The organism is Ralstonia sp. 22086 (assembly GCF_052045975.1).
In the GTDB taxonomy this organism is placed as follows: domain Bacteria; phylum Pseudomonadota; class Gammaproteobacteria; order Burkholderiales; family Burkholderiaceae; genus Ralstonia; species Ralstonia wenshanensis.
Map to the genome: position 1 here is coordinate 525,249 of NZ_JBQEPZ010000004.1, position 22,857 is coordinate 548,105.

Sequence of the window (22,857 nt, forward strand, 5' to 3'; positions counted from 1 at the left end):
TCATGGCGACATTCAAGACTGATCATCTGTTACCGAAGCCATGGCCGCCCGCTTGGGACACCGGCGTGCTGGTATTGGACCTACTCAACCATGATCCTGCCGTGCTGGATTTGTCATCGCTGACCCTGCACGAATGCCTGCCCTCCGGCGTAGGCGATAACGCCAAGCTGATGCCGGTGTTGCTGGACCTGGCCGAAACGCCTCCGGACATGCGGCGCGCCTTGGCGCATCTGATGTGGCGAGGCGCGCAGCGCGCTGACCCGCCCGTGGTGTGTGCCCGGCTGCAAGGGCCCGTACCGATCCAAGACGTGACTGCGCATCTAGCAGGCTGCCTCATCGGTACCGATCACCAGCAAGGACAAGCGCTGTGGCGCTTCTATGACCCGCGCGTCTTCATCCACATGGCGTGGCTGTTGCGGCCCGCGCAACTGAAGGCACTCTACGGGCCGTGCGAAACCTGGGGGTTTGCCTGGGCCGGCGACTGGTATGAACTGGACCGACCCGCAGCACCCGCGTCATCAGACAACACCGATCCACGTCCATGGTGGCCCGACGCCAAACAATGGCCCACGGTCGAAAACGTGACCGACATCGAGCGAGTGCTGGCGCGGATGGTCAACTACGCCAAGCCATCGATTGCACGAGCGCCCAATGTGGACCGGTTACTGCGGTTTGCCGCCCAGGACTTGCACGTATCAAACCACACCGACCGCCAGCACTACGCCACCTATGCGGCAGCCTTTGGCCAACCCTTCGAGCAGCACACCAAGCTGCAAGCACTGTGGCCGTCCGTCGCCCGTGGCGAGATGACGCTGCGCCAAGCGATGGCGCGGTTGTCCAACGACGACTGGGAACTGATGAAGATCATGGCCCAAGCCGCCAAACAGACTCAACACCCCCCGCAGCATGGATAACGCCAAGAATACAGTTGACCGCTTCACACCGCCCGTCAAGGGCTGCCAGTTTTGTGATCATGCGCCGGGACTCGCCGTGCTGCCGGTGCGCTACGCCGTCATCGGGCCGGAAGACAAAGTTGGCGCTCCCGCGCTGTCCGGCAACTTCAAGATCGAGAACGCCCCTTCCCAGCTGGGCGGCGGAGCCCAATACACCCTGCGCACCATGCGCCCCGGCTTCCTCTACGTGTTTCACGAAGCCTCGCAGTCATGGGAGACCTACCTCGTCGTCAACGGCGGCCACCTGTGGAAAATCATCCCCGAGCGACCCGCCCCACCAAGATCGCCTGACGAATTCTTCTGCAGCATGGGCATCGGGCACGGCTACACCTCGATGTACTTCACCATCCCGGACGCCAAGAACGCCACTACCTTTTGGTATGCCTACTCCCACGTACAGTGGACCCAAGCGCAGCTTGACGAGAACAAGAGCCGTGCCGACGTACGCCGGCAACACATGCAATCGCTCAACGTGCAGGCATGGCTTGCCAGCCACAAGGCACCGCACGCCGCACGCGCCACCGAGCTTAAGCAGCATGTCGCCTCCTACGCTATGCCGCCCGAAGCGCAGGACAAAGCTTTCCAGTATCTGAGCGCACCGCCGCGCACCAAGGCGGGCAATCGCCTGGACCTGATCGGCTTGAGCGCTGGCTCCATTCTTTCTGAAACCATGGAGCGCATCTCACCCGGGGACGCTGTCGTCCTAGCCTTCGAGGACCCCAAGGGCATCATCAAAGACCTCTCCGTGCTCACCAACGACAAGATGCACGCGGGCGCCGCCAACAGCGTCATCTGGGACAAGAACACCGACTTCCTGCTCGACCGGCTGCAAGCCAACCTTGAAGCCCAGGCCATCGCCCGGATGACCGCAGAAGAACAAGCCCGGCGCACCGAAACCGACGCAGAGGGCCGTCCCGGCTATGAACTCCTGTCGGCCATGTTCGCCTATGAGAAGACCAAGGCGCGCTGGGCCAGAGAAGACGCCGAGCGCGAAGCCACCCGCCAGAAGCGCCAGACTGATGCCAAGACCGCCGCCTGGAAACCCTACGCCGACGTGCTCGACAACAGCAAGCGGCACCGAGACCATACCGCCCGCCTCAGAACGCTCAACGAAACCGTCCTCGCCCCGATTGCGCTGAGCCACAGCCAATGGCTCACCAGCGGCCAATTCACCAGCTACATGACCCATCGTCATGACCGGATGGACCTCGGGCACGGCTACCACTACAACGAAGCCCTCACACGTTGCATCGAGGGTGCACTCGACACCGTCGAGTGCCGCAAAGTCATCAAGCGCTGGTACGAAGACGCTAATCCACAAAAGGACAGCAACCTGCTTGCCCGCGCCCTGTATCTCAACTACCAACCGGCAATCAAAACCGTAGCGGATCCAACCGACGCTGCCTACAGCGCCATGCTCGCCGTCTTCCGCTCTGGCCTGGAAGCCATGGATGGCTTGCTTGATCGGGGTCTGTCACTAACCGAGGCCGTCACCAAGCTCAAGCTCGTACCCCGTTTGGCCTGGGTGCTGTCCGATGAGATCATCCCGGCGCTCGCGAACAAGCTGGGTTCCAAACCCGCCTGGATGTATATCCATGGCCTGAGCCTGTTTGGCGGTGTGCGCATCGTCAATGCCGACCGAAGCGTGATGCAGCTTCGGGCCTCCATGCTGGACGACTTGAAAAAGCAGAACGCCAAACTGTATAGCCAGCTCGGCCGAACCCAACGCCGGGAAGAAGCCGTGGCATTCGCCCGGCAGGCCCAACGCATGGCCCGGAATGCCCGACTGGTGTGGTTTGATCCGAAGCATCTGGCCCAGACAACCGGGTTGGGCGCGCTAGAGCTGAAAACCACAGCCGACGTCCCCGGTGTCAAACAGGTCAAGGCGGCGTTGGGTTCACCGCACGTCAACATCGGCGCGATTGCGTGCATTCTGCAAGGCGTGGCGGTCTACCACGCCGCGCAGTCCTTCCGGGCTGCGGGCGAGTTTGATGAAGCGGAGAAAGGCACCAAGCTCATGGGCGGGCTGGTGACGATGGTCGGGACGTTGGCAGAGCAGGCCGGCGTGGCCGTGTCCAAGGCGCCGACGCATCCGCTGGTGGCAAGAGCCATGCGGGCTACGCCGCGAGAACAATGGGTGGCGAAAGGAGAAAGACTGGCGCGAGGGGGAAGGTGGATTGGCTTCGCGGGGGCGACTGTGGCTGTTGGGTGGGATGCTTACCATGCGGGCGATGAGTACATGAAAGGAAATCGCCTCGTCGCGGTCTTGTATATGACCTCAAGCGCTTCTGGCCTCGCGGCAGCAGCGCTCCCGGTCGCAGCCGATATTTTCCCTCTGATATTTGGTGGGGTCCCGGTCTGGCCGGCCCTCGTAATCCTGTTTGGCGTGAACGTTGGCTTGGCGATGCTGGATGATCCCGCCACGCTCAAGTGGGTTCAGAAATGCCACTTTGCCAAGCGGCCCGACCCCGACAAATATCACTCGATGGAAGCCGAGTGGAAGGAGTTTGTGCAATTGGGAATCGAAGTCAAGGACGAGGGCGTGAAATGAGATTTGCGCCAAAAGATGAGCGTATTCATTTTTACCAAAGAGGCAAACCACTTGGAGAGTGGGAGCGAGAACACCGGCTCCACATTGACCAACCCGCGAGCGATGAGATTTTCGAGATTGGTAACGTCTACCGTATCGACTCGACGTGCCTGGAGATCACCGACGAATCGCAAACGCGTGTGCAGTTGGCCGGGATGCTGTTCATCATCTGTCTTGTCGCGGTTGCCCTCGGGGTTAGTGGAGCAGCAATGTTTGCGTCGACGCCATTTCATGTTTCGGCTGAAGAGATGGGGCGAAATGGGAATTGGCTTGCGACTGTGCTTGGGACCGTTATTGGACTTGCTGGTGCTGCATTCTTTGGCCTATTGGGAGGCGAAGCAGCCCGCCGCTACCTGTTCTCCCTCAAGCACCGTCCCATCCGCCTCAACCGCAAGACCCGCCGCATCTACGCCATGCGCACCAAAGACCGCGATGGCCTCTGGGAAGTCCGCTGGAGTAACGACGAGTTCTTCTGCATCGGCAAGCGCAGGGTAGGCGGCCTGTCCACCAGCTATTCCATGTACGACATCCGCCACTACACGCTGGATGCCGATGGCAACGTCGTGCGAGGGTTCGTACTGGGTCGTCTGATGTTTACGCTGGAGCAAGCCCAACAACAATGGGAGTACTACCGTCGCTACATGCAAGACGGCCCCGCCGACTTGCCCGAGCCGCACCGCTTCTGGAACCCCCGCGAATCGTTCTGGGAAGGCTTCAAGATTTGTCGCGAAGACAAGCTCTCCAGCCTGTTCAATTCGCTCTTCGACTACGTCTTCTTCCCGTTCATGCTGCTGGATGCGACCGTACGCTGGCTCGTGCTTGCCACCTGTAGCGCCCCCGTCTGGCCCGCCGAGATTGAGGAAGCCTGCAAGCCCGAACCCAACGACCCATACGCCCGCCCCTACGCCGACGACTACATCGGTTTCGCCAGCGGACCGGGCGGCAGGCCCTCGCGGGCAGACCTGGAACGCGCGTGGGCACTGGAACCCCAGCGCAGGCGAGAGGGCGCGCTGACCCGATCCGAGGCAGAAGCCATTCTCAAGCATCAGAAATCACGGGCGGTGGTGTAACGCGATGATCGCGCGCCAACCCTCGAATTGCCTGCCAAGCTTAAACATGAATCACGAACAAACGATAACCACCTCTTCCGCAACAACCAGTACGGGCCCGTTGGCCTGGCGAGCAATCGAGATTGACCAGCACACCGACGAATGGAAGCTCAGCGTGCTGCTGATGGACGGTTTCATCACCGAAGCCGTCCATGATCAAGCGATCCAATTGCTTCAAGACACGAAGGCCGCCAGCACGAAGCGCATTCTCCTTGACGCCCCGCTGTTTGCCAGCCCTGGGGGCGCCATGCATTGGCTGGTCAAGCATGGTCTCGTGCCTGACGAGATGTTGGATGAGGTTGCATCCAAGGTCTTGAAGGCGTCCGAAAGCGACGAATACCTTGTGGCCGAGACCCGGCTAATTTCCTATTGTGAGCTGGATCCAGATCGTTTTCTGGAAAAAATCAGACCGATTTCGATCCGGATGAATCGCCGTAAAAGGCTGTGGCGCTTTGGCGGGTGGGCGACGGGGCTTGGCGTTGTGGCGGCGGCAGCAGCCTTCTACCTCGCCCCTCCCACTACGCCAGCCTGTAAATCGAAGGGGGCATCCGCATCCTTATTCAATATATCGATGAGTTCGTACTTGTCATCCATCGATGCAATACAGGCAGGACCTCCTGATTTGTCTAACATTCGGGAAATCGGATACGAAAAAACTTCACGCTCCCGTGGATGCACGGCTGATGTCAAGGTCGGTAATTTGAAGACGACCGTTGGTTTTGTCATTCGCCCAGCAGCCGAGGGGGGCCCTGGTTTTGAGGTCGCCATGGTGCCCGCGAAGTTTGTTCAGACCCAATACGGTGGCGAACGAAATAGCGAATCGCTGGGGGCGCCGATCGGAAGCGAGAGGCTCCGCAAGGCATTCATGAACGGCCTGGAAGTGCTGCAAAAGAAACACGTTTCAGCCTCACCCACAAATAATCGGAAGGACTGGTTCGGCGTCAGCCATTCAAAAACATTGCGCCAGCGAGTGATGTCTGTGAGCCCCACGGCAGATTGCACCGAGAAATCGCCCTCTCAACAGTTATGCCCGTTGCGGATCGCATACGAGGATCCGCTGCTTGCAAAACTCTCTGAAAATGGCGTGCTTGAAATCGATGGAGAATTTACCTTTGAAAAGAAGGGACAACTTGATCGATGGCATGTGTCCGAGCAATTTGAGACTGAGTTTCTCACTGCGTTGAGCAAAGCATTGGCAGCCGCTCCTAAGATCCTATTCCCTGAAAGTACTCGCGAAGGAAAAATCAAAGACAAAAAGTAAGGACCGCGCAAACATGGACGGAAGCATGATCACAGTGGGTTGCCGGCACTCCCATGGCGGCCATGTCACAACGGGCTCGCGAGACAGCCTGCTCGATGGCAAACCCCTCGCGCGGCGCACAGACTGGGTGGACTGCCCGATTCACGGGCCCAACAAGATCATTAAGGTGCGCTGCGATATGGAGGTGGATGGCGAGCATGTTGCCACGCACGGGGACGAGACCGAGTGTGGCGCGGTCCTCCTCGGGGATGGCTGCGCCATTGTGGATTGACACCACTGCGCCACGGGTTCGCATTACCACCATCATTCACTCGTGCGTGCCCCACTCCCAGATTGGCGCGAAACGCCCGCAGCAGTACTAAGCCAGACCGATGGACGACTTATTGGCAAGCTCCGACCGGCCTGGAGACTGGATTGAACGTCTACCGAGACGCACGCAATCCGACGCTATGGATCGACCCGCTGGATACACCGCACATGATCACCGTGCCCCCAACAACCGACACTCCGCCGACAACGCCAGCAGGTTCGGATCGCGCTCCCGATTGCGCTGCATCACCAGCACAATGTGCTGGCTGATGGCATAGCGCGCCGCCAACGGAATCAGTTGCACCTTGGGGCTGAAATCGGCCACGCGACGCGGCAGCAACGCGTAGCCGATGCCGCCGCTCACAAGGTTCATGAGCGAAAAGATATCGCCCACGCGCAGGGCAATCTGCGGCGCAAAGCCGGCCTTGTCAAAGGCGGCCATGAAGTCGTGGTACGTCGCAAAGTCGTCGCCGAGCGCAACGAACTTCTCGCCGCGTACAGCTTGTAAATCGATCTCCGCTGACGCCGCATACGGCGAGCCGAGCGGCGCGGCAAACAGAATCTCATCGTCGAACATCGGCACGGTCAGCAGATCGGGATTGCGCAACGGCTCGCCCAGCGCGATGACGATGGCGTCTAGCTGGCCGTCTTCCAGCTTGGCGAGCAGGCTGCGGTTCGAGCCCAGCGTGAGTTCGATGTCGAGTGCGGAGCGGCGGGTTTTCAGCCCCGCAAAGATGCGCGGCAACGTGCCGACCGTCATCGAATAGAGGCCGCCGATCTTCAGCGTGGTTGACGAGAACCCCGCCGCTTCGCGCGTGCGGCGCACGCCGGCTTCGCACTCGGCCAGGATGCGTTCCACGTGTTCGGCAAACACGTAGGCGGTCGAGAGCGGAATCAGCTTGCGGCCATCGCGCTTGAACAGCGGGCAGCGCAAGCCTTCTTCCAACGAATGCAGCGCGCGGTGCACGCTCACCGTGCTTTGCCCCAACGCCTCCGACACGCGGGCCATGTTGCCCAGCGTCATGAACGACTGGAAGACTTCGAGCTTCTTCAGGGTGATGTCTTCATCGATTGCCATGGCAGGGGCTCCTCCGGGCGCGTTCTACGGGCGCGCTGCTATCAGAATCGGCCATTGTTTCATTAACTTCAAGTTAATGAAACCGCGCCTAGGTTGATTGAAGTGCACCTTTTTACAGCCTACGGTACAGGGCATCAAATCAATCAAGGCTGGAGACGCCACCCAATGCAACCGATGCCCAACCAATCGGCAAACGGGATCAACGCACCCATCCCGCCGCAATGGCGCCGGCGGCGCGACGAGAAGGAACGCCGCCTGACTGCAGCGCGCCGCATTGCCAACGGCAAGGTCATTCCCACTGGCGACATCGTCGCCGCGCTCGAAGCGCTGCTCGCCCCGCGCGACCGCGTCGTGCTGGAAGGCAACAACCAGAAGCAGGCGGATTTCCTCTCTCGCTCGCTGGCCAAGGTGAACCCCGAGCGCCTGCACGATCTGCACATGATCATGCCGAGCGTGAGCCGCGCCGAACACCTCGATATTTTTGAAGCCGGCATCGCGCACAAACTCGACTTCTCGTTTGCCGGGCCGCAAAGCCTGCGCATCAGCCAGTTGCTGGCCGACGGGCTGCTGGAAGTCGGCGCCATCCACACCTACATCGAGCTGTATGCACGGCTGGTGGTGGACCTGATTCCCAACGTGTCGCTGGTGGCCGGTTTCAAGGCCGACCGCGACGGCAACATCTACACCGGCCCGAGCACCGAAGACACGCCCGCGCTGGTCGAGCCCACTGCGTTTTCCGATGGCATCGTCATCGTGCAGGTCAACGAGATCGTCGATGACCCGGCCGACCTGCCGCGCGTCGACATTCCCGGCTCGTGGGTCGACTTCATCGTGCAGGCCGACAAGCCGTTCTACATCGAGCCGCTGTTCACGCGCGACCCGCGCCTCATCAAACCCGTGCACGTGCTGATGGCGATGATGGCGATTCGCGGCATCTACCAGCGGCACAACGTGCAGTCGCTCAACCACGGCATCGGCTTCAACACCGCTGCCATCGAGCTGATCCTGCCAACGTACGGCGAACGCCTGGGCCTCAAGGGCAAGATCTGTCGCAACTGGACGCTGAACCCGCATCCGACGTTGATTCCCGCCATTGAATCCGGCTGGGTGGAAAGCGTGCACTGCTTCGGCACCGAGCTGGGCATGGAGCGCTACGTGGCCGCGCGCCCCGATGTGTTCTTCACCGGCCGCGACGGCTCGCTGCGCTCGAACCGCATGCTGTGCCAGCTCGCCGGCCAATATGCGGTGGACCTCTTCATTGGCGCGACGCTGCAGGTAGATGGCGAAGGGCATTCGTCCACCGTCACGCGCGGTCGGCTGGCCGGTTTTGGCGGCGCGCCCAACATGGGCCACGACCCGCGCGGCCGCCGTCACGCCACGCCGGCGTGGCTCGACATGACCGAGCCCGTGACGATGCTCGAGCGCGGCAGGAAGCTCGTCGTGCAGATGGTCGAGACGTTCCAGGAAGGCGGCAAGCCGACCTTCGTCGACACGCTGGATGCAGTGGCCGTCGCCAAGCAAAGCGGCATGCCGCTGGCGCCCATCATGATCTACGGCGACGACGTCACCCACCTGCTGACCGAAGACGGCATCGCCTATCTTTACAAGGCCCGCTCGCTGGAAGAGCGGCGCGCCATGATTGCGGCGGTGGCGGGCGTCACATCCATCGGCCTGCGGCATGACCCCTCCAAGACCGAACAGATGCGTCGCGACGGCCTGATCGCCCTGCCGGAAGACCTCGACGTGCGCCGCAGCGACGCCAGCCGCGAGCTGCTCGCCGCCAAGAGCATCGCCGACCTGGTCGAATGGTCCGGCGGCCTGTACGACCCGCCTGCACGCTTCCGGAGCTGGTAATGGAGAAGACATTGCAACGGCCCCTGCCGGCCAGCCCGAAAGCGCGTGCAAAGCGATTGGCCGCGCTGGTCGAGTCTGCCCTCATCGACGAGGTGACGCTGTCGCCCAAACCCGGTCTGGTGGATGTGCGTGGCAACGGCGCGCATCACGATCTGGACTGGACGCTGATGGTGCATTCCGCCCAAACCCTGCGCCCAGCGTTTGAAGCCATGGCATTGGCTGGCGCGCAGATCGAAATGCAGGCCGGTGCACAACTCGCGCTGCGCGAGCGCATCGGCCGCCTCGGCCGCGAAGGCGAAGCGGCCATGTTCGATGCCACCGGCGGCATCAACACGCATCGCGGTGCCATCTGGGCGCTCGGCCTGCTGGTCACGGCTGCAAGCCAAGCGCCGCATGCATTGGGTGCGGCCGCTGTTGCGGGCCGCGCGGCACGCCTGGCCAACATCCCGGATCGCTTTGCGCCTGTCTCCACTGGCCACAAGGGCGAGCGCGCCTGCAATGACTACGGCGTCGGCGGTGCGAAGGGCCAGGCCTGTGCCGGCTTTCCGCACGTGATCAAGGTCGCGCTGCCGGCGTTGCACCATGCGCGCGCTGTAGGCATTCGCGAAGACCATGCGCGCGTGGATGCATTGCTTGCCGTCATGGCTGCGCTGGACGACACCTGCGTGCTCGCACGCGGCGGCGCCAAGGCACTGCACGTCGTGCAGACCGGCGCAGCCACCGCGCGAGCAGAAGGCAGCTTGGCAACAGCGCAAGGCCGCCGCGCTTTCCGCATGCTTGAACAAGACATGCTGGCGCTGCACGTGTCACCCGGCGGCGCGGCCGACCTGCTGGCTGCAGCCCTCTTCCTCGACCGCCTGCCGACAGACGCGCGCGCAGCGTCTGACACCGAATCCGCTCATCAGGAAACCGAACATGGAGCAGCTTGATTTTCAGTTCACCGGCGGCGCACCCGCCGCGCGCCGTGCGTATGCAGGCGTGGTCGGCTCGGGCGACCTTGAAGTGTTGCTGACGCCGGGCAACGCCGGCCAGATCGATGTGGCCATCACCACGTCAGTCAATGGCATGAGCGCGACGTGGCAGGCGCAACTTGCACGTGTGTTCGGCTCGCACACGTGGCCGGCGGCCAAGATCATCATCAACGACTTCGGCGCGACACCGGCCGTCGTGCGGTTGCGGCTTGAGCAGGCGCTTGAATCGCTTAACGCGCTCGGGTCATAAGGAGAAGCCATGTCACGCAACCCGATTGAACGCGACAGCTTTATCGAACGCGACGCGCGCCGACGTGCGATTGCCCTGCTCGACCCCGGCACCTTCCGAGAGCTGCTCGACCCATTCGAGCAATTGACCTCGCCGTGGCTGCCGCGCCAGGGCATCGTCACGCAGGCAGATGATGGCGTGGTGGTGGCCCGCGGGACGCTGGGCGGGCAACCTGCGGTGGTGCTCGCCATTGAAGGCGCCTTCCAGGGCGGCAGCATGGGCGAGGTGTCCGGCGCCAAGATTGCCGGCGCGCTAGAGCTGGCGGCAGAAGACAACCGCAATGGCATTCCCACACGCGCCGTCATCGTCTTCGAAACCGGCGGCGTGCGACTGCAGGAAGCCAACTTGGGCCTGGCTGCCATTGCCGAGATCCACGCAGGCATCCGTGCGCTGCGCGAATACGGGCCGGTGATCGGCATCACCGCGGGCGTTGTCGGCTGCTTTGGCGGCATGAGCATCGCGGCGGGCCTGTGCAGCTACCTGCTGATGACGCGTGAGGCACGCCTCGGCCTGAACGGCCCGCAGGTGATCGAGCAGGAAGCCGGCATTGAAGAATACGACTCGCGCGATCGCCCCTTCATCTGGAGCCTGACAGGCGGAGAGCAGCGCGCCGCCACCGGCCTGGCCGATGTCTGCATCGAAGACGATTCCGTCGCCATCCGCGCGCAGGTGATCGAGTGGCTGCGTGCCGGCGCGCCCAAGCAACAGCGCAGCGAGCAGATCGACCACTACCTCGCACAACTCGCCGCCGTCGACACGTCGCGCCAAGCCACGGCCGAAGATGTGCGCACGCACTACGCAAAGGACGTCGCATGAGCCAGAACGAACTTTCCACGCGCGGCGCAACCTGGATGCGTGCGCTTGCCGACGGCACGCCGGTACCGGGTTACGGCAGCACGCTGCAAGTCGTCGATGCGGCGCTCGCAGGTCAGCCCGCGCGCTACATCGCCGTCGTGCCCGATGCCGAGAACCGCTTTCCTCGCGCACGCAACGGCGAAGTGGGCCTCATCGAAGGCTGGCAGCTTGCGCGTGCCGTGCGCGATGTGATGACAGCAGATGCCGCGCAGGAAAAGAAGCGCGCCATCGTCGCCGTCATTGATGTGGCAAGCCAAGCCTACGGGCGCCGCGAGGAGGCCTACGGCATCCACCTCGCCCTGGCTGCAGCGGCGGATGCCTACGCTGCCGCCCGCCTGGCCGGTCACCCCGTCATCGGCCTCATCGTCGGTCGCGCCATGTCGGGCGCCTTGCTGGCGCACGGCTACCAGGCCAATCGGCTGCTCGCACTGGACGACGCCGACGTGATGGTGCACGCGATGGGCAAGGCCGCAGCGGCGCGCGTGACGCTGCGCTCGGTCGCCGACCTGGAACGCCTCGCGCAAGAGATTCCGCCCATGGCATACGACATCGCCAGCTTCGCGTCGCTCGGCTTGCTGTGGAAACTGCTGAAGGTCAAATCCGCCGATGCACCCGACGCCGGAGACGTCGACACCGTGCAAACCGCACTCGCCGCAGCACTGGCCAACATCGCGGCTGATCCATCGCGCGGCCTGGAAAGCCGCCTGGGCGCACCGCTGCGCAGCGCATCGTCAGAAGTCCGCAAACGCCTACGCGAGCAATGGAACGCGCAGCCGGAAAGCGCATAACGAATAGGAAGCACATCACGGCGCGAACCTAAAGCACCAGATGGTGTGGCCGTGCCCTGCCCTATGCGGCGCCTTGAATTTCTGTAAGCGGGCGGAAAAAAGAAGGGGAACTGTTTGAGCGAAGCGAGTTTTCCCCTTCTCCGCCCGGTTATGGAAATTCAAGGAGGGGTTCGCCGCATCGGGCGCGCCTTTCTTTGCTTACTTTCTTTGGCAAGACAAAGAAAGTGAGTCAGCCCCGGCAGGGGATGAAACAAGGGATGCACCACCAACGCAATCAACGCAGGCAACGCAAAAAACCAGTCCTCACCCCTCGATCACCAAAACACCACACAACAGGCGACCCATCGCCGTTCCTTCAGGAGACAAAGACGTGATCATTTACGGTACAACCCTGCTGGCGCTATGTCATCTCGCCGGCCTCTTCCTGGGCGATCTGCTCGGCCAGGCCATCGGCGTGAAGGCCAATGTCGGCGGCGTGGGCATTGCCATGCTGCTGCTCATCTTCGCGCGGCTCTACCTGCACAGGCACGGGCTCATGCCCGCCGCCACCGAAGCGGGCGTCTCGTTCTGGGGCGCCATGTACATCCCGGTGGTAGTGGCCATGGCGGCCACGCAGAACGTGGTGACGGCACTGCGCGGCGGCCCCGTTGCGTTGCTCGGTGCCATCGGCGCGGTGATCGTGTGCGGTGTGTGCATCGCGGTCATCAACCGCACTGGCAACGCGGAAGACCGGCGCCCCCTGCCACCGCTGCCTGAAACCGAACAAGCCCGCGCTTAAGGAGCCGCACCATGCTGTCAATGCTAGAGAAAGTTCTGCAGCACAACGGGCTGGTCGCGGCGTTCGCGCTGGTCGGCATCGTCATGGGCCTGTCGATGTGGGTGTCCAAGAAGCTGACGTTTGGGCGCGTGCACGGCTCGGCCATCGCCATCATGATCGGGCTGGTGCTCGCCTATTGGGGCGGTATGCAGACCGGTGGCGAACGCGGCCTGGCTGACCTGAAGCTGTTCGGCGGGATCGGCCTGATGGGCGGGGCCATGCTGCGCGACTTCGCCATCGTGGCCACGGCCTTTGAAGTGCAGGTGACTGAGGCACGCAAGGCGGGCATGATCGGCGCCGTCTCGCTGCTGCTCGGCACGGTGCTGCCGTTCATCGTCGGCGCGTGTGTTGCCTATGCCTTCGGTTACACCGATCCGGTGAGCGTCACCACCATCGGCGCAGGTGCCGTCACGTACATCGTCGGGCCGGTGACCGGTGCAGCGCTGGGTGCCACCTCCGATGTGATGGCGCTGTCGATTGCCACGGGGCTCGTCAAGGCGATCCTGGTGATGGTCGGCACGCCATTCGCTGCCAAGGCGCTGGGCTTGAACAACCCGCGCGCGGCCATGGTGTTCGGCGGATTGGCGGGTACGGTCAGCGGGGTGTCGGCGGGTCTGGCGGCCACGGATCGGCGCCTGGTGCCTTACGGCTCGCTGGTGGCCACGTTCCATACGGGTATCGGCTGCCTGCTCGGGCCGTCGATCCTGTTCCTGGCCACGCAGGCATTGCTGCGATGACACCCACGCCGCTGCGCGCGCACGATCTGCTGTGGGTGTCGGAGATGCCCACAGCGACGGATGGCACTCCCCTGCCGGACTGGGCCATCACGGCATGCCGGCAAGGCGCGCCAGTCGTTGTGCGCCGGGCCCCGCGCGGCAGCGATGGTGCAGTGCCGGTCGGACTGCGCGGGAGTGCGCGGCATGAACGCTGCGCAGCCACGGTGTCTGCCAGCAGCATCACGCGTGTGGTCTCGCCCGAGGCGCTGGCCGCCACAACGGCCTCCATCGCACCCGACGCGCCGCTTGCGGCACTGCGCACCTTGCGTGCGCTTGCAACAAAATTCGACGCGCTGGGCTGGGCGTGGGGCCCGACCGGCGGTGCGGGCTTCGCGCTCGCCAGCGGCTTGCCGGTGCTGCATGCGGATAGCGATCTCGATCTCGTGCTGCGCATGCCGCATGCACCGTCGGCCGCGCAGCGCGATCAGCTCGTGCACGTGCTGGCCGAAACCGAATGCCGCGTCGACCTGCAGATCGACACCGGGCGCGGTGGATTCGCGTGGCGCGACTGGTTGAACTCGCCCCGCCAGGCCTTGCTCAAGACCGATCACGGCCCACACTTGGTTGCAGACCCGTGGAGCGATCTCGTATGAGCGTGCTCTTCATGTTTCCTGGCCAGGGGAGCCAACGCGTGGGCATGCTGCATACGCTACCTGACGACCCGGCCGTGGCACAAACATTGAGCGAGGCGGGCGACGTGCTGAGCGTCGATCCGCTCACCCTCGACACCGCAGAGGCGCTGCGTTCGACCGTGGCCGTGCAGCTCTGCCTGTTGATTGCCGGTGTGGCTGTGGCACGCACGTTGGTTCGGCAGGATGCGGGGCCGGACATGGTGGCGGGCCTGTCGATTGGCGCGTGGCCTGCAGCCGTCATTGCAGGCGTGCTGGAATTCAGCGATGCGCTGTGTCTTGTACGCCTGCGCGGGCAACTCATGGAAGACGCGTACCCCAGCGGCTACGGCATGGCCGTCACGGCCGGACTGACTGAACCCGAGGTCGCCGCCATCGTGGCGCAGGTCAACTCGGCCGCAACGCCAGCCTATGTCGCCAACCTGAATGCGGAACGGCAGATTGTCGTGGCGGGCAGCGATGCGGCGCTCACGCAAGTCATGACGCGCGCGCATGCGGCGGGCGCATCGACGGCAACGCGGCTGTGCATGGCAGTGCCGTCGCACTGTCCTCTACTTGACGCACAGGCTGCCGAGCTGGCTACCGCCGCCGCAAAGGTCACGGCCCACCCGCCGCAACTCACCTACGTCAGCAGCAGCCGGGCGCGGGCGCTCTTCCGTGCAAACCTAATCGTCGAAGACCTGGCCTGGAACATGGCGCGGCCGGTGCTGTGGCATGACACGGTGCGCCACGCGTTTGAGCGTGGCGCACGGATGGCCGTGGAGATTGCGGGCAACGGTGCGCTGATGCGCCTCGCACAGCCCGTCTTTGCAAATGACGCGGTGCTGGATGCGAGCAGTGGGCTGGATGCGGTGAGGGTGCGGATACAACGCCAGCGGCGTTTGGACAGCCGATAGCCGATAGCGGATAAAAGAAACGGAGCTTCGCGCCCCGTTTCCTTTTGCCCATCGCCGCTTAAACGATTTCCCGCGTTTCCATGAACTGGATGTCCGGGAAGCGCTCCTGCGTCAGGCGCAGGTTCACCTGGCTGGGCGCCAGGTACACGTAGTCGCCCGCACCGTCCAGCGCCACGTTGTGGCCGGCTTTGTCGATCAGCTTGTCGATATCTTCCTGCTTGCCGCGCAGCCAGCGGGCCGTGGAGCACTCATGCGGTTCGAAGATGGCATCGACGCCGTACTCGTGCTCCAGGCGGTGCGCAACCACATCGAACTGCAGGATACCGACGGCGCCCAACACGAGGTCGTTCGAGGCCAGCGGGCGGAACATCTGCGTGGCGCCTTCTTCGGCCAGTTGCTGCAAACCCTTCTGCAACTGTTTGAGGCGCAGCGGGTTGTTCAGACGCGCGCGACGGAAGAACTCCGGCGCAAACGACGGGATGCCCGTGAACTTGAGCGTCTCGCCTTCCGTGAATGCGTCGCCCAGCCGGATCGTGCCGTGGTTGGGCACGCCGATGATGTCGCCGGCGAACGCCTCTTCCGTGGTGTTGCGGTCCTGCGCCATGAACGTGATGGCGTTGTTGATGGCGACCGTCTTGCCGGTCGACACCTGCAGCAGCTTCATGCCGCGCTCGAAGCGGCCCGAGCACACACGCACAAAGGCGATGCGGTCCCGGTGCTTCGGGTCCATGTTGGCCTGGATCTTGAAGACGAAGCCGGTGAACTTCTCTTCCATCGGCTTGACTTCGCGCGTCTCGGTGGGGCGCGCCAGTGGCTCGGGCGACTGGTCGACCAGCGCATCCAGCAACGACTGCACACCGAAGTTGTTCACCGCCGAGCCGAAGTACACCGGGCACTGCTTGCCGGCCAGGAACGCCTCTTTGTCGAACGTATGCGATGCGCCGCGCACGAGTTCGATATCGATGCGCAGTTCTTCAGCCTGCGAGCCCAGCACGCGATCCAGCTCCGGGTTGTCCAGGCCTTGAATCAGGCCGGCGGTGGCGCCTTTCTCGCTGTCGGCATTCGGATCGAACAGCTGCACCGTATCGTTCACGAGGTGATACACGCCCTTGAACGACTTGCCCATGCCGATCGGCCACGTCATCGGGGCGCACTGGATCTGCAGCACGCTTTCGATTTCATCGAGCAATTCGATGGGCGCGCGGCCTTCGCGGTCGAGCTTGTTGATGAACGTGAGGATGGGCGTGCTGCGCAGGCGGCAGACGTTGAGCAGCTTGATGGTCTGCGCTTCCACACCGTTGACGGAGTCGATCACCATCACGGCGGAGTCGACGGCCGTGAGCGTGCGGTACGTGTCTTCCGAGAAGTCTTCGTGGCCCGGGGTGTCGAGCAGGTTGACGATGTAGTCGCCACCTTCGTTCCGATACGGGAACTGCATCACCGACGACGTCACCGAGATACCGCGCTGCTTTTCCATCTCCATCCAGTCGGAGGTGGCGTGGCGGTTGGCCTTGCGCGCGCGCACGGCGCCGGCCATCTGGATGGCGCCGCCGAACCACAGCAGTTTCTCGGTCAGCGTGGTTTTACCCGCATCCGGGTGGGCAATGATGGCGAACGTCCGGCGGCGCCGGATCTCCTGCTGCAGCGTACTCACGGGCAAAAACCGAAAGGGAGAAGTGATGAATGCGCCCATGGCGTGGGCGCTGGCTGGCGGGGTCATCCCGGCGGCCGATGGACTGCCCGAACGGAGTTGTCAATCCGGGGCAGCCGAGATTGTACGCGATCGGCGCCCTTGCTTAAGATCGACTGATCCGAGCGGCAAACAGGGGAAACCCCCTAGGAACCGTCCCCCGGACGGACGAGACCAACCCGTTGTGGGAATGCGCTGACAACCCTTTCGGAGTCGATGTTATCGAAGTTGTCATGAAGCTCCCGTATTGTGGAGGCCGTCGCGAAACCCGCCTTTGGGTACGCCGCGACGTCGAAAGAAGCAAAGAAGCAAGGAGTCCAACATCGTGCGTAGTCGAACCCCTGTCGATCCGGCAGTGCAACGCATCATCGAGACCACCCGCAAGGCGTGGCAACTCGACGAACAAAGCGTGCGCGCGGCGCGTCAGCAGCGTGCCGCCAATCGCCGCAAACGGATCAAAGCCCTGCCGCAGGACAGCCTGCAGGCACTCGCCGCACTGGCCCTGCAAGCTGAAATCTGGGCCGTGCGCAAGACCGTGGTGACGGTCGGCTAGCCGCGCAGTTCCTCACCGTGTCGAGGGCCACAGTCGTGGCCCTTTTCTTTTGGGCGTCATACGGCCGCGGGGTCGCATGAGAGGGGGCATGGCGGTTGCTTGTGATTGGCTGACATGACTCAGCTCAGGAGGCCGACATGACCGAACTGACCCCCAAGCCGCCCACCAGCAGCAATGGCACCAACGGCACACATGGCGCCAACGGTGCGACCATCACCACGCTGCATCCGCAGATCGATCACACCGCGCAGCGCGTCAAAGATGCCACGGCAGAAGGCATCGACCGGCTGGCGAGCGTTCTTTCCACGGCGCTCACGCAATTCGACAAACGCACCGAACAGTTGAAGAACCTGCACGCGAATGTCTCGGAACAGGCGAGCGGCTCCGTGCGCCAGCATCCGGTCATTACGATCGGCTTGGCGTTCGTGGCCGGAATGCTGCTGGAGCAGTTGACGCGGGATTGAGTTGGCGTCTCAGGGCTTAGCCGCTGTTGCGCGCGGGGGTTCGGGTTGCCCCCGTCCCGCCACTGGACAGATTTGCCGCCAGCGTTGGGTTGAGCAAGGCCGCCTGCGCGGCCGCGCCGGTCTGGCCTGACGCTTCGTACTGGCGGCTGCCGAATCGCAGCGCGTATTGCCGCGTGACCAGCGCCCCAAAGAAGAAGATCTGGGCGGAGTAGTAGATCCACAGCATCAGCGCCACCACCGAACCCGCTGCCCCGTAAGACGACGCCACAGCGCTGTTGCCGAGATACAGGCCGATGAGATGTTTGCCCAGCGTGAAGAGCAGCGCCGTGACGACGGCGCCCAGGGCAACGTCGCGCCAAGCCACGCGCGTTTCGGGCAGCATTTTGAAAATGGTGCCGAACAGCAGCGCAACGACGGCAAACGAGAACGCCGACGACAGCACCTGCGCCACCAGCAACGCAATGCCCGAAGTGGAACCCGCCCACAACGCGCCCCAAAAGCGCTCCACCACGGCCAGCGCCGCATTGATGGTGAGCGACACCAGCAGCAAAAACGCCAGCACGAGGATCAGGCTGAACGACAGCAGGCGCGAACGCAACAAGCCCCAGAGCCCTGCCTGTTGGCGCGGCGGCACCTCCCAGAGTTCATCCAGGCTGTCCTTGAGTTCGGAGAAGGCCGTCGTGGCGCCCACCAGCAATAGCGCGACGGCCGTGACCGCCGCGAAGAGGCCACTGCCCGAGCGCCGCGTGGCTGCGAGCACGGCCTCCACCGCAGAGGCGCCCTGCGCACCCACCAGCCCCTGGATCTGCCCGAAGATTTCGCCACGCGCCGCCTGTTCGCCAAAAAACAAGCCGGCAATGGAAATGACCAGCACCAGCACCGGTGCCATCGAGAACAACGTGTAGAACGACAACGCCGCGCCCTTGCTCGCGGCGCGGTGCGCAGACCACTGCCGCAGCGCCCCCATCAGCACTTGGGCAGAGCGCTTGAGCAGGTCGCGGTCGAAGAAGGCAGCCAGGCGCATGGGGGATCCTTGCAAAGCGACGCGGCCAGCGCTGTGCCGGCCTCGACCTTGAGCCTAGTCAGCGCACGGCACGCGCGCAAGCGCGACCGTGGCTGCGAGGAGTCTTGAGGGCTGACGCCCTCAGTCGTTACCGCTGCCCAGCAACCGGCTGATCAGAAAGCCTGCGCCGAACGCCAGGCCGATCGTCGCAAGCGGATGCGAACGCATGCAGTCCGCCGCGTCGCTCATCAAGCGCTGCTGCGAGGCGCGCCACTGATCGCGCTTGGCCGCGGCCTCGTCAAGTGCGGTGGCCGCAGCGTCGGCAGTGCGGTCGATGGCCTGTGCCGTGGTCGCCTTCACACGCTCGGCGGCTTGCGCCACGTCGCCGCGGATGAGGTTGCCATTGGCATCCGATTTGGGAAAAGGATTGGTTTGAGACGGTTCCATCAGTCGGTGCTCCTGGAGTTGCATGGCATCGTGAGAGCCGGGTTGAAAGCTGTACGCTTCATCCCGGCGTCATCCTCTGCCCGCGACCAGACCCCAGATGAGGCTGACCACAAACAGCACCACGAAAATCATGAAGAGAATCTTGGCAATGCTCGCTGCGCCGGCAGCGATGCCGCCAAACCCGAGCACGGCCGCAATCAGGGCGATGATGAAAAAGACGACTGCATAACGCAGCATGGTGACCTCCTGTGCAGTTGAGTGAGCTTGCCGCCATGGGGCGGATACCCCACTGGTTCAGCAAGCCGCGTACCGCGCCAGGATGTCGGGTTATGCCTCGGTGGCATGCGCGCGGCCGGAGCCCGCGCTGTTGCCGTCGCCGCCGTCGTCGGCGTTGCTGTTGCCGTATTCCTCCAGCCGGTTGTAGAGCGTCTTGAGGCTGATACCGAGCAGTTCAGCCGCGCGCTTTTTCACGCCGCCGCACTGTTCCAGCGTGGCGAGGATGATCTTCTTGTCGGCGCTCGCCAGTGAGGTGCCGACCGAAATCGTCAGCGTGGAACCGGACGAAACCTGCGTGCTCGACACCTGCAGCGGCACGTTGGCCGTATCGATGCCGGCGTCGTCCGACAGGATGTACGCGCGTTGCACGTAATTGCGCAGTTCGCGCACGTTGCCCGGCCAGTGATAACCGCGCAGCGTGTCCATGGCCGGCGGCAGGAATGCCTTCTTGGTATTGCTCTGCGCGTTGAGCTGATCCAGGAAATGCTGGGCCAGCAGCTCGACATCCTTGCCGCGCTCGCGCAGCGGCGGCAATTGCAACGGAAACACGTTCAGGCGGTGATACAAGTCGGCGCGCAGCTTGCCATCGGCCACGGCCTCTTCGGGGTCGCGGTTGGTGGCGGCAATCACGCGCACGTCGGAGTCGATTTCGCGATTGGTGCCCACGCGCATGAACACGCCGGTTTCCAGCACACGCAGCAGTTTCACCTGCAGCTCGATCGGCATCTCGGTAATTTCATCGAGGAACAGCGTGCCGCCGTTCGCGCGCTCGAAGTAGCCTTTGTGCTGACGGTCTGCGCCGGTAAAGCTGCCGCGCTCGTGGCCGAACATTTCCGACTCGATCAGGTTGGGCGAAATGGCGCCGCAGTTGACCGGCAGGAACGGCTGCTTGCGACGCAGGCTGAGGTCGTGGATGGTCTGCGCGGCCAGTTCCTTGCCGGTGCCCGACTCGCCAATCAACAGCACGGTCGCCTCGGTGGGCGCCACGCGGCTGACCTGGTCATACAGCGTCTGCATCACCGTGGAATTGCCGAGCATCTGCCCGAAGAGGCCCAGGCGGCGCAGCTCGCCGCGCAGGTTGCCGATTTCGGCTTTCAGATCGCCGGGGCGCGGGATGCGCGCCAGTACGGATTTCAAGCGCTGGAAATTGACGGGCTTGACCAGGTAGTCGGCCGCGCCCATGCGCAGCGCCTCGACGGCGGTTTCCACGCTGGCGTGGCCCGTCATGACGATGATCTCGGTGCCGGAATGCGGCGCGATGTCTTCCATCAGATCCATGCCGTTGCCGTCGGGCAGGACAAGATCGATCAGCACGGCATCGGGGCTGTGACGCGACATCTGAATGCGCGCATCGCGCAGCGACCCGGCCAGCGCGGTGGTGAAGCCTTCGGCGCCCACCAGCTCACCTAGAGCGGCACGTGCGTTGGCATCGTCTTCGACAATCAGGATATGTGGCATCTCGATTTGGTTGGATGAACCGGTATGTGCCGGCAATCATGCATGGCGCAACGGTGCGCTGGGCGGCAGAACCGGCGGCATGTGCAAAAAGTATTCCATCCAATACAACCTCAGCGATGGCGTGCGAAAACCCGCGTTGGCAATGTTGGCGTCGGTAATTTTTACACGCACGCATGCAAGAAATGGAACGAATGCATCACACCACGGCGAGCCGTTGGTATCACGCACGAGTCAGCATAGTTGAGATGGTCGGCGCTTCGCCACCTGCGGGCTGAAATGGATACCTTACGCCGCTTTGAAATGTGAAACCCGCGCGGCATCTGCGTCTCAGGCCCGTTTCTTGTCAGCGTTTGGCCGACAGGATGGAAGAAACGTCAGCGCATGCCCGACATACAACGCGCTTGGGCGGACCTGATAATGGCTCAACTTTTCAACACAATGTGACGGGATGACGACGTACCCTGCCTTCCGAAGACTGCATCGCTGACGATGCAGCCGCTCGCCAGGACGTCCCCGTCGCAACCAACCACGAGGGAGCCATGTCCTTGAGCGAAGCCTTCGCCGACGAACGTGCAGTGACCGTTGGGCGCCTGAGCTATCCCCCTGCCCTGGCCGACTTTGACGACACCGAGCGCGTGCCGTCGGACGCCGAAACATCCCCCGCCCAACCGATTGCCGAGCCGGATTTCGGCCACCTCTACGGCCGCTCGTCGGTGATGCGCGCGCTGTACGACCAGATTGGGAAGGTGTCAGGTACGCTGGCCACGGTGCTCATCATGGGCGAATCGGGTACGGGCAAGGAATTGATCGCGCGCACGGTGCACGACATGAGCCCGCGCGCAGACCAGGCCTTTATTGCGGTGAACTGCGGCGCCATCTCGCCCAACCTGATCGAGTCGGAATTGTTCGGCCACGAGAAGGGCAGCTTTACTGGCGCGGCCCAACGTCATATCGGCTATTTCGAACATGCCTGCGGCGGCACGATCTTCCTCGATGAAATTACCGAGATGCCGGTCGAGATGCAGGTCAAGCTGCTGCGCGTGCTGGAGACCGGCGTGTTCATGCGGGTGGGCGGCACCGAGCCGATCCAGACGCGTGCGCGCATCATCGCGGCCACCAACCGCAACCTGCTGGAAGCGGTGAGTGAAGGTGCCTTTCGCGAAGATCTGATGTATCGCTTGGCCGTGGTGCCGCTGCAGGTACCGCCGCTGCGCGATCGCGAAGACGATATCGAAGAGCTGGCCTTGCACTTCCTTGCCCAGTTCAACGCTGCGCACCAGACCGACAAGGTGTTTTCCCGCCAAGCTCTGGCGTCGCTGCGTGGCCAACCGTGGCCCGGCAATGTGCGTGAGTTGCGCAACGCTGTGCAACGCGGCTACATCCTCGGCGAGAAAACCGTCGAACTGGCTGCGCCACTGGCGCCCGCACGCGGCCCCGCGCGTCCGACCGTCAAGGAAGGTGTGCTCAGCCTGTCGGTGGGCGTGACGCTGGCCGATGCGCAGCGCGCAATGATCCTGGCCACGCTGGAGCATTTTCATGGCGACAAGCGCCAAGCCGCCAAGACGCTCGGTGTCAGCCTGAAGACGCTGTACAACCGCCTCGACCTCTACCAAAGCACCGCGGCCGCCGCCATGGCGGCTTGACCGCGCGCTTTCAAGCTCAACCGCCCCCCGGCTCTGAGGCACCCACCGCATCCGCGCTGACGTTCTAGCGCGGATGCGCGTGCGCGCGTTCGCCCGGATGCTCGTGGCGGCGGCGCTCCTGCGGTTCCGGCGTCCGCCGGCGCGGAGT

23 protein-coding genes are annotated in these 22,857 nt (G+C 63.4%); 17 read left to right on the forward strand and 6 right to left on the reverse strand.

Features of this window, described 5'->3' with window-relative positions:
* Positions 1-2: 2 nt before the first annotated feature.
* Genes ACTJK6_RS19705 through ACTJK6_RS19725 form a run of 5 tightly spaced genes read left to right on the forward strand, consistent with a single transcriptional unit; the run spans position 3 to position 6,184 of the window.
* The gene (locus ACTJK6_RS19705; protein ID WP_440839913.1) at positions 3-914 is read left to right on the forward strand and encodes a DUF4123 domain-containing protein; all 912 of its coding nucleotides are present in this window, start codon (positions 3-5) and stop codon (positions 912-914) included.
* Entirely contained in the window at positions 907-3,504 is a 2,598-nt protein-coding gene (locus ACTJK6_RS19710) for a T6SS effector BTH_I2691 family protein (RefSeq protein ID WP_440839915.1), read from the forward strand. The genes ACTJK6_RS19705 and ACTJK6_RS19710 overlap by 8 nt, the downstream gene beginning before the upstream one ends.
* Positions 3,501-4,613 (forward strand): DUF6708 domain-containing protein, encoded by a 1,113-nt coding sequence (locus ACTJK6_RS19715; protein WP_440839916.1) that lies wholly within the window; start codon positions 3,501-3,503, stop codon positions 4,611-4,613. The genes ACTJK6_RS19710 and ACTJK6_RS19715 overlap by 4 nt, the downstream gene beginning before the upstream one ends.
* A 46-nt stretch (positions 4,614-4,659) precedes the next feature.
* Positions 4,660-5,913, forward strand: coding sequence for a hypothetical protein (locus tag ACTJK6_RS19720; RefSeq protein ID WP_440839917.1), 1,254 nt, complete (start codon positions 4,660-4,662; stop codon positions 5,911-5,913).
* 25 nt (positions 5,914-5,938) lie between these two features.
* The gene (locus ACTJK6_RS19725) at positions 5,939-6,184 is read left to right on the forward strand and encodes a PAAR domain-containing protein (RefSeq protein ID WP_440840053.1); all 246 of its coding nucleotides are present in this window, start codon (positions 5,939-5,941) and stop codon (positions 6,182-6,184) included.
* 210 nt (positions 6,185-6,394) lie between these two features.
* Here the strand turns inward: ACTJK6_RS19725 and ACTJK6_RS19730 are convergent, their stop codons facing one another.
* On the reverse strand, positions 6,395-7,300 hold the full coding sequence (locus ACTJK6_RS19730; protein WP_260801090.1) for a LysR substrate-binding domain-containing protein: 906 nt from the start codon (positions 7,298-7,300) through the stop codon (positions 6,395-6,397).
* A gap of 165 nt (positions 7,301-7,465) precedes the next feature.
* On the opposite strand from ACTJK6_RS19730, the gene mdcA reads away from it, so the two are divergent.
* The 9 genes from mdcA to mdcH all read left to right on the forward strand — a co-directional run bounded on the left by mdcA (position 7,466) and on the right by mdcH (position 15,175).
* Positions 7,466-9,154 (forward strand): malonate decarboxylase subunit alpha, encoded by a 1,689-nt coding sequence (gene mdcA, locus ACTJK6_RS19735; protein WP_440839919.1) that lies wholly within the window; start codon positions 7,466-7,468, stop codon positions 9,152-9,154.
* Positions 9,154-10,083, forward strand: a complete 930-nt coding sequence (locus ACTJK6_RS19740) for a triphosphoribosyl-dephospho-CoA synthase (RefSeq protein ID WP_440839920.1) — start codon at positions 9,154-9,156, stop codon at positions 10,081-10,083. The genes mdcA and ACTJK6_RS19740 overlap by 1 nt, the downstream gene beginning before the upstream one ends.
* Positions 10,070-10,375, forward strand: a complete 306-nt coding sequence (locus tag ACTJK6_RS19745) for a malonate decarboxylase subunit delta (protein ID WP_440839921.1) — start codon at positions 10,070-10,072, stop codon at positions 10,373-10,375. The genes ACTJK6_RS19740 and ACTJK6_RS19745 overlap by 14 nt, the downstream gene beginning before the upstream one ends.
* A 9-nt stretch (positions 10,376-10,384) precedes the next feature.
* On the forward strand, positions 10,385-11,230 hold the full coding sequence (locus ACTJK6_RS19750; protein WP_316879729.1) for a biotin-independent malonate decarboxylase subunit beta: 846 nt from the start codon (positions 10,385-10,387) through the stop codon (positions 11,228-11,230).
* Positions 11,227-12,057, forward strand: a complete 831-nt coding sequence (gene mdcE / locus ACTJK6_RS19755) for a biotin-independent malonate decarboxylase subunit gamma (protein ID WP_232038837.1) — start codon at positions 11,227-11,229, stop codon at positions 12,055-12,057. The genes ACTJK6_RS19750 and mdcE overlap by 4 nt, the downstream gene beginning before the upstream one ends.
* Positions 12,058-12,427: 370 nt before the next feature.
* The gene (gene madL / locus ACTJK6_RS19760) at positions 12,428-12,835 is read left to right on the forward strand and encodes a malonate transporter subunit MadL (RefSeq protein WP_232038836.1); all 408 of its coding nucleotides are present in this window, start codon (positions 12,428-12,430) and stop codon (positions 12,833-12,835) included.
* A gap of 11 nt (positions 12,836-12,846) precedes the next feature.
* The gene (gene madM, locus ACTJK6_RS19765) at positions 12,847-13,611 is read left to right on the forward strand and encodes a malonate transporter subunit MadM (protein WP_012430902.1); all 765 of its coding nucleotides are present in this window, start codon (positions 12,847-12,849) and stop codon (positions 13,609-13,611) included.
* Positions 13,608-14,243, forward strand: a complete 636-nt coding sequence (locus tag ACTJK6_RS19770; RefSeq protein WP_440839923.1) for a malonate decarboxylase holo-ACP synthase — start codon at positions 13,608-13,610, stop codon at positions 14,241-14,243. Before madM ends, ACTJK6_RS19770 begins: the two co-directional genes overlap by 4 nt.
* Positions 14,240-15,175, forward strand: coding sequence for a malonate decarboxylase subunit epsilon (gene mdcH, locus ACTJK6_RS19775; protein ID WP_440839924.1), 936 nt, complete (start codon positions 14,240-14,242; stop codon positions 15,173-15,175). Before ACTJK6_RS19770 ends, mdcH begins: the two co-directional genes overlap by 4 nt.
* Positions 15,176-15,233: 58 nt before the next feature.
* On the opposite strand, the gene ACTJK6_RS19780 is transcribed toward mdcH, so the two are convergent.
* Positions 15,234-16,829: a peptide chain release factor 3 gene (locus ACTJK6_RS19780; RefSeq protein WP_232038832.1), complete on the reverse strand. Its 1,596-nt coding sequence runs from the start codon at positions 16,827-16,829 to the stop codon at positions 15,234-15,236.
* A gap of 361 nt (positions 16,830-17,190) precedes the next feature.
* Between ACTJK6_RS19780 and ACTJK6_RS19785 the strand changes: the two genes are divergently transcribed.
* Positions 17,191-17,418: a hypothetical protein gene (locus ACTJK6_RS19785; protein WP_232038831.1), complete on the forward strand. Its 228-nt coding sequence runs from the start codon at positions 17,191-17,193 to the stop codon at positions 17,416-17,418.
* Between the two features lie 137 nt (positions 17,419-17,555).
* Positions 17,556-17,882 (forward strand): hypothetical protein, encoded by a 327-nt coding sequence (locus ACTJK6_RS19790; RefSeq protein WP_232038830.1) that lies wholly within the window; start codon positions 17,556-17,558, stop codon positions 17,880-17,882.
* 16 nt (positions 17,883-17,898) lie between these two features.
* On the opposite strand, the gene ACTJK6_RS19795 is transcribed toward ACTJK6_RS19790, so the two are convergent.
* The 4 genes from ACTJK6_RS19795 to ACTJK6_RS19810 form a co-directional block, all read right to left on the reverse strand.
* A complete protein-coding gene (locus ACTJK6_RS19795) occupies positions 17,899-18,906 on the reverse strand; it encodes a YihY/virulence factor BrkB family protein (RefSeq protein ID WP_232038829.1) in 1,008 nt (335 codons plus the stop codon).
* Positions 18,907-19,026: 120 nt separating this feature from the next.
* Positions 19,027-19,332 (reverse strand): hypothetical protein, encoded by a 306-nt coding sequence (locus tag ACTJK6_RS19800; RefSeq protein WP_045205628.1) that lies wholly within the window; start codon positions 19,330-19,332, stop codon positions 19,027-19,029.
* A gap of 69 nt (positions 19,333-19,401) precedes the next feature.
* Entirely contained in the window at positions 19,402-19,569 is a 168-nt protein-coding gene (locus ACTJK6_RS19805) for a DUF1328 domain-containing protein (RefSeq protein WP_004632450.1), read from the reverse strand.
* Between the two features lie 90 nt (positions 19,570-19,659).
* Positions 19,660-21,066, reverse strand: coding sequence for a sigma-54-dependent transcriptional regulator (locus tag ACTJK6_RS19810; protein WP_045205627.1), 1,407 nt, complete (start codon positions 21,064-21,066; stop codon positions 19,660-19,662).
* Between the two features lie 539 nt (positions 21,067-21,605).
* Between ACTJK6_RS19810 and ACTJK6_RS19815 the strand changes: the two genes are divergently transcribed.
* Positions 21,606-22,709 (forward strand): sigma-54 interaction domain-containing protein, encoded by a 1,104-nt coding sequence (locus ACTJK6_RS19815; RefSeq protein WP_232038828.1) that lies wholly within the window; start codon positions 21,606-21,608, stop codon positions 22,707-22,709.
* The last annotated feature ends 148 nt before the right edge of the window (positions 22,710-22,857 follow it).

Bases quoted from the DNA above. Each gene is read 5' to 3' on its own strand.
- ACTJK6_RS19705 (WP_440839913.1), top strand. From the start codon at position 3: ATGGCGACATTCAAGACTGATCATCTGTTACCGAAGCCATGGCCGCCC.
- ACTJK6_RS19710 (WP_440839915.1), top strand. From the start codon at position 907: ATGGATAACGCCAAGAATACAGTTGACCGCTTCACACCGCCCGTCAAG.
- ACTJK6_RS19715 (WP_440839916.1), top strand. From the start codon at position 3,501: ATGAGATTTGCGCCAAAAGATGAGCGTATTCATTTTTACCAAAGAGGC.
- ACTJK6_RS19720 (WP_440839917.1), top strand. From the start codon at position 4,660: ATGAATCACGAACAAACGATAACCACCTCTTCCGCAACAACCAGTACG.
- ACTJK6_RS19725 (WP_440840053.1), top strand. From the start codon at position 5,939: ATGATCACAGTGGGTTGCCGGCACTCCCATGGCGGCCATGTCACAACG.
- ACTJK6_RS19730 (WP_260801090.1), bottom strand. From the start codon at position 7,300: ATGGCAATCGATGAAGACATCACCCTGAAGAAGCTCGAAGTCTTCCAG.
- mdcA (WP_440839919.1), top strand. From the start codon at position 7,466: ATGCAACCGATGCCCAACCAATCGGCAAACGGGATCAACGCACCCATC.
- ACTJK6_RS19740 (WP_440839920.1), top strand. From the start codon at position 9,154: ATGGAGAAGACATTGCAACGGCCCCTGCCGGCCAGCCCGAAAGCGCGT.
- ACTJK6_RS19745 (WP_440839921.1), top strand. From the start codon at position 10,070: ATGGAGCAGCTTGATTTTCAGTTCACCGGCGGCGCACCCGCCGCGCGC.
- ACTJK6_RS19750 (WP_316879729.1), top strand. From the start codon at position 10,385: ATGTCACGCAACCCGATTGAACGCGACAGCTTTATCGAACGCGACGCG.
- mdcE (WP_232038837.1), top strand. From the start codon at position 11,227: ATGAGCCAGAACGAACTTTCCACGCGCGGCGCAACCTGGATGCGTGCG.
- madM (WP_012430902.1), top strand. From the start codon at position 12,847: ATGCTGTCAATGCTAGAGAAAGTTCTGCAGCACAACGGGCTGGTCGCG.
- ACTJK6_RS19770 (WP_440839923.1), top strand. From the start codon at position 13,608: ATGACACCCACGCCGCTGCGCGCGCACGATCTGCTGTGGGTGTCGGAG.
- mdcH (WP_440839924.1), top strand. From the start codon at position 14,240: ATGAGCGTGCTCTTCATGTTTCCTGGCCAGGGGAGCCAACGCGTGGGC.
- ACTJK6_RS19790 (WP_232038830.1), top strand. From the start codon at position 17,556: ATGACCGAACTGACCCCCAAGCCGCCCACCAGCAGCAATGGCACCAAC.
- ACTJK6_RS19795 (WP_232038829.1), bottom strand. From the start codon at position 18,906: ATGCGCCTGGCTGCCTTCTTCGACCGCGACCTGCTCAAGCGCTCTGCC.
- ACTJK6_RS19800 (WP_045205628.1), bottom strand. From the start codon at position 19,332: ATGGAACCGTCTCAAACCAATCCTTTTCCCAAATCGGATGCCAATGGC.
- ACTJK6_RS19805 (WP_004632450.1), bottom strand. From the start codon at position 19,569: ATGCTGCGTTATGCAGTCGTCTTTTTCATCATCGCCCTGATTGCGGCC.
- ACTJK6_RS19810 (WP_045205627.1), bottom strand. From the start codon at position 21,066: ATGCCACATATCCTGATTGTCGAAGACGATGCCAACGCACGTGCCGCT.
- ACTJK6_RS19815 (WP_232038828.1), top strand. From the start codon at position 21,606: ATGTCCTTGAGCGAAGCCTTCGCCGACGAACGTGCAGTGACCGTTGGG.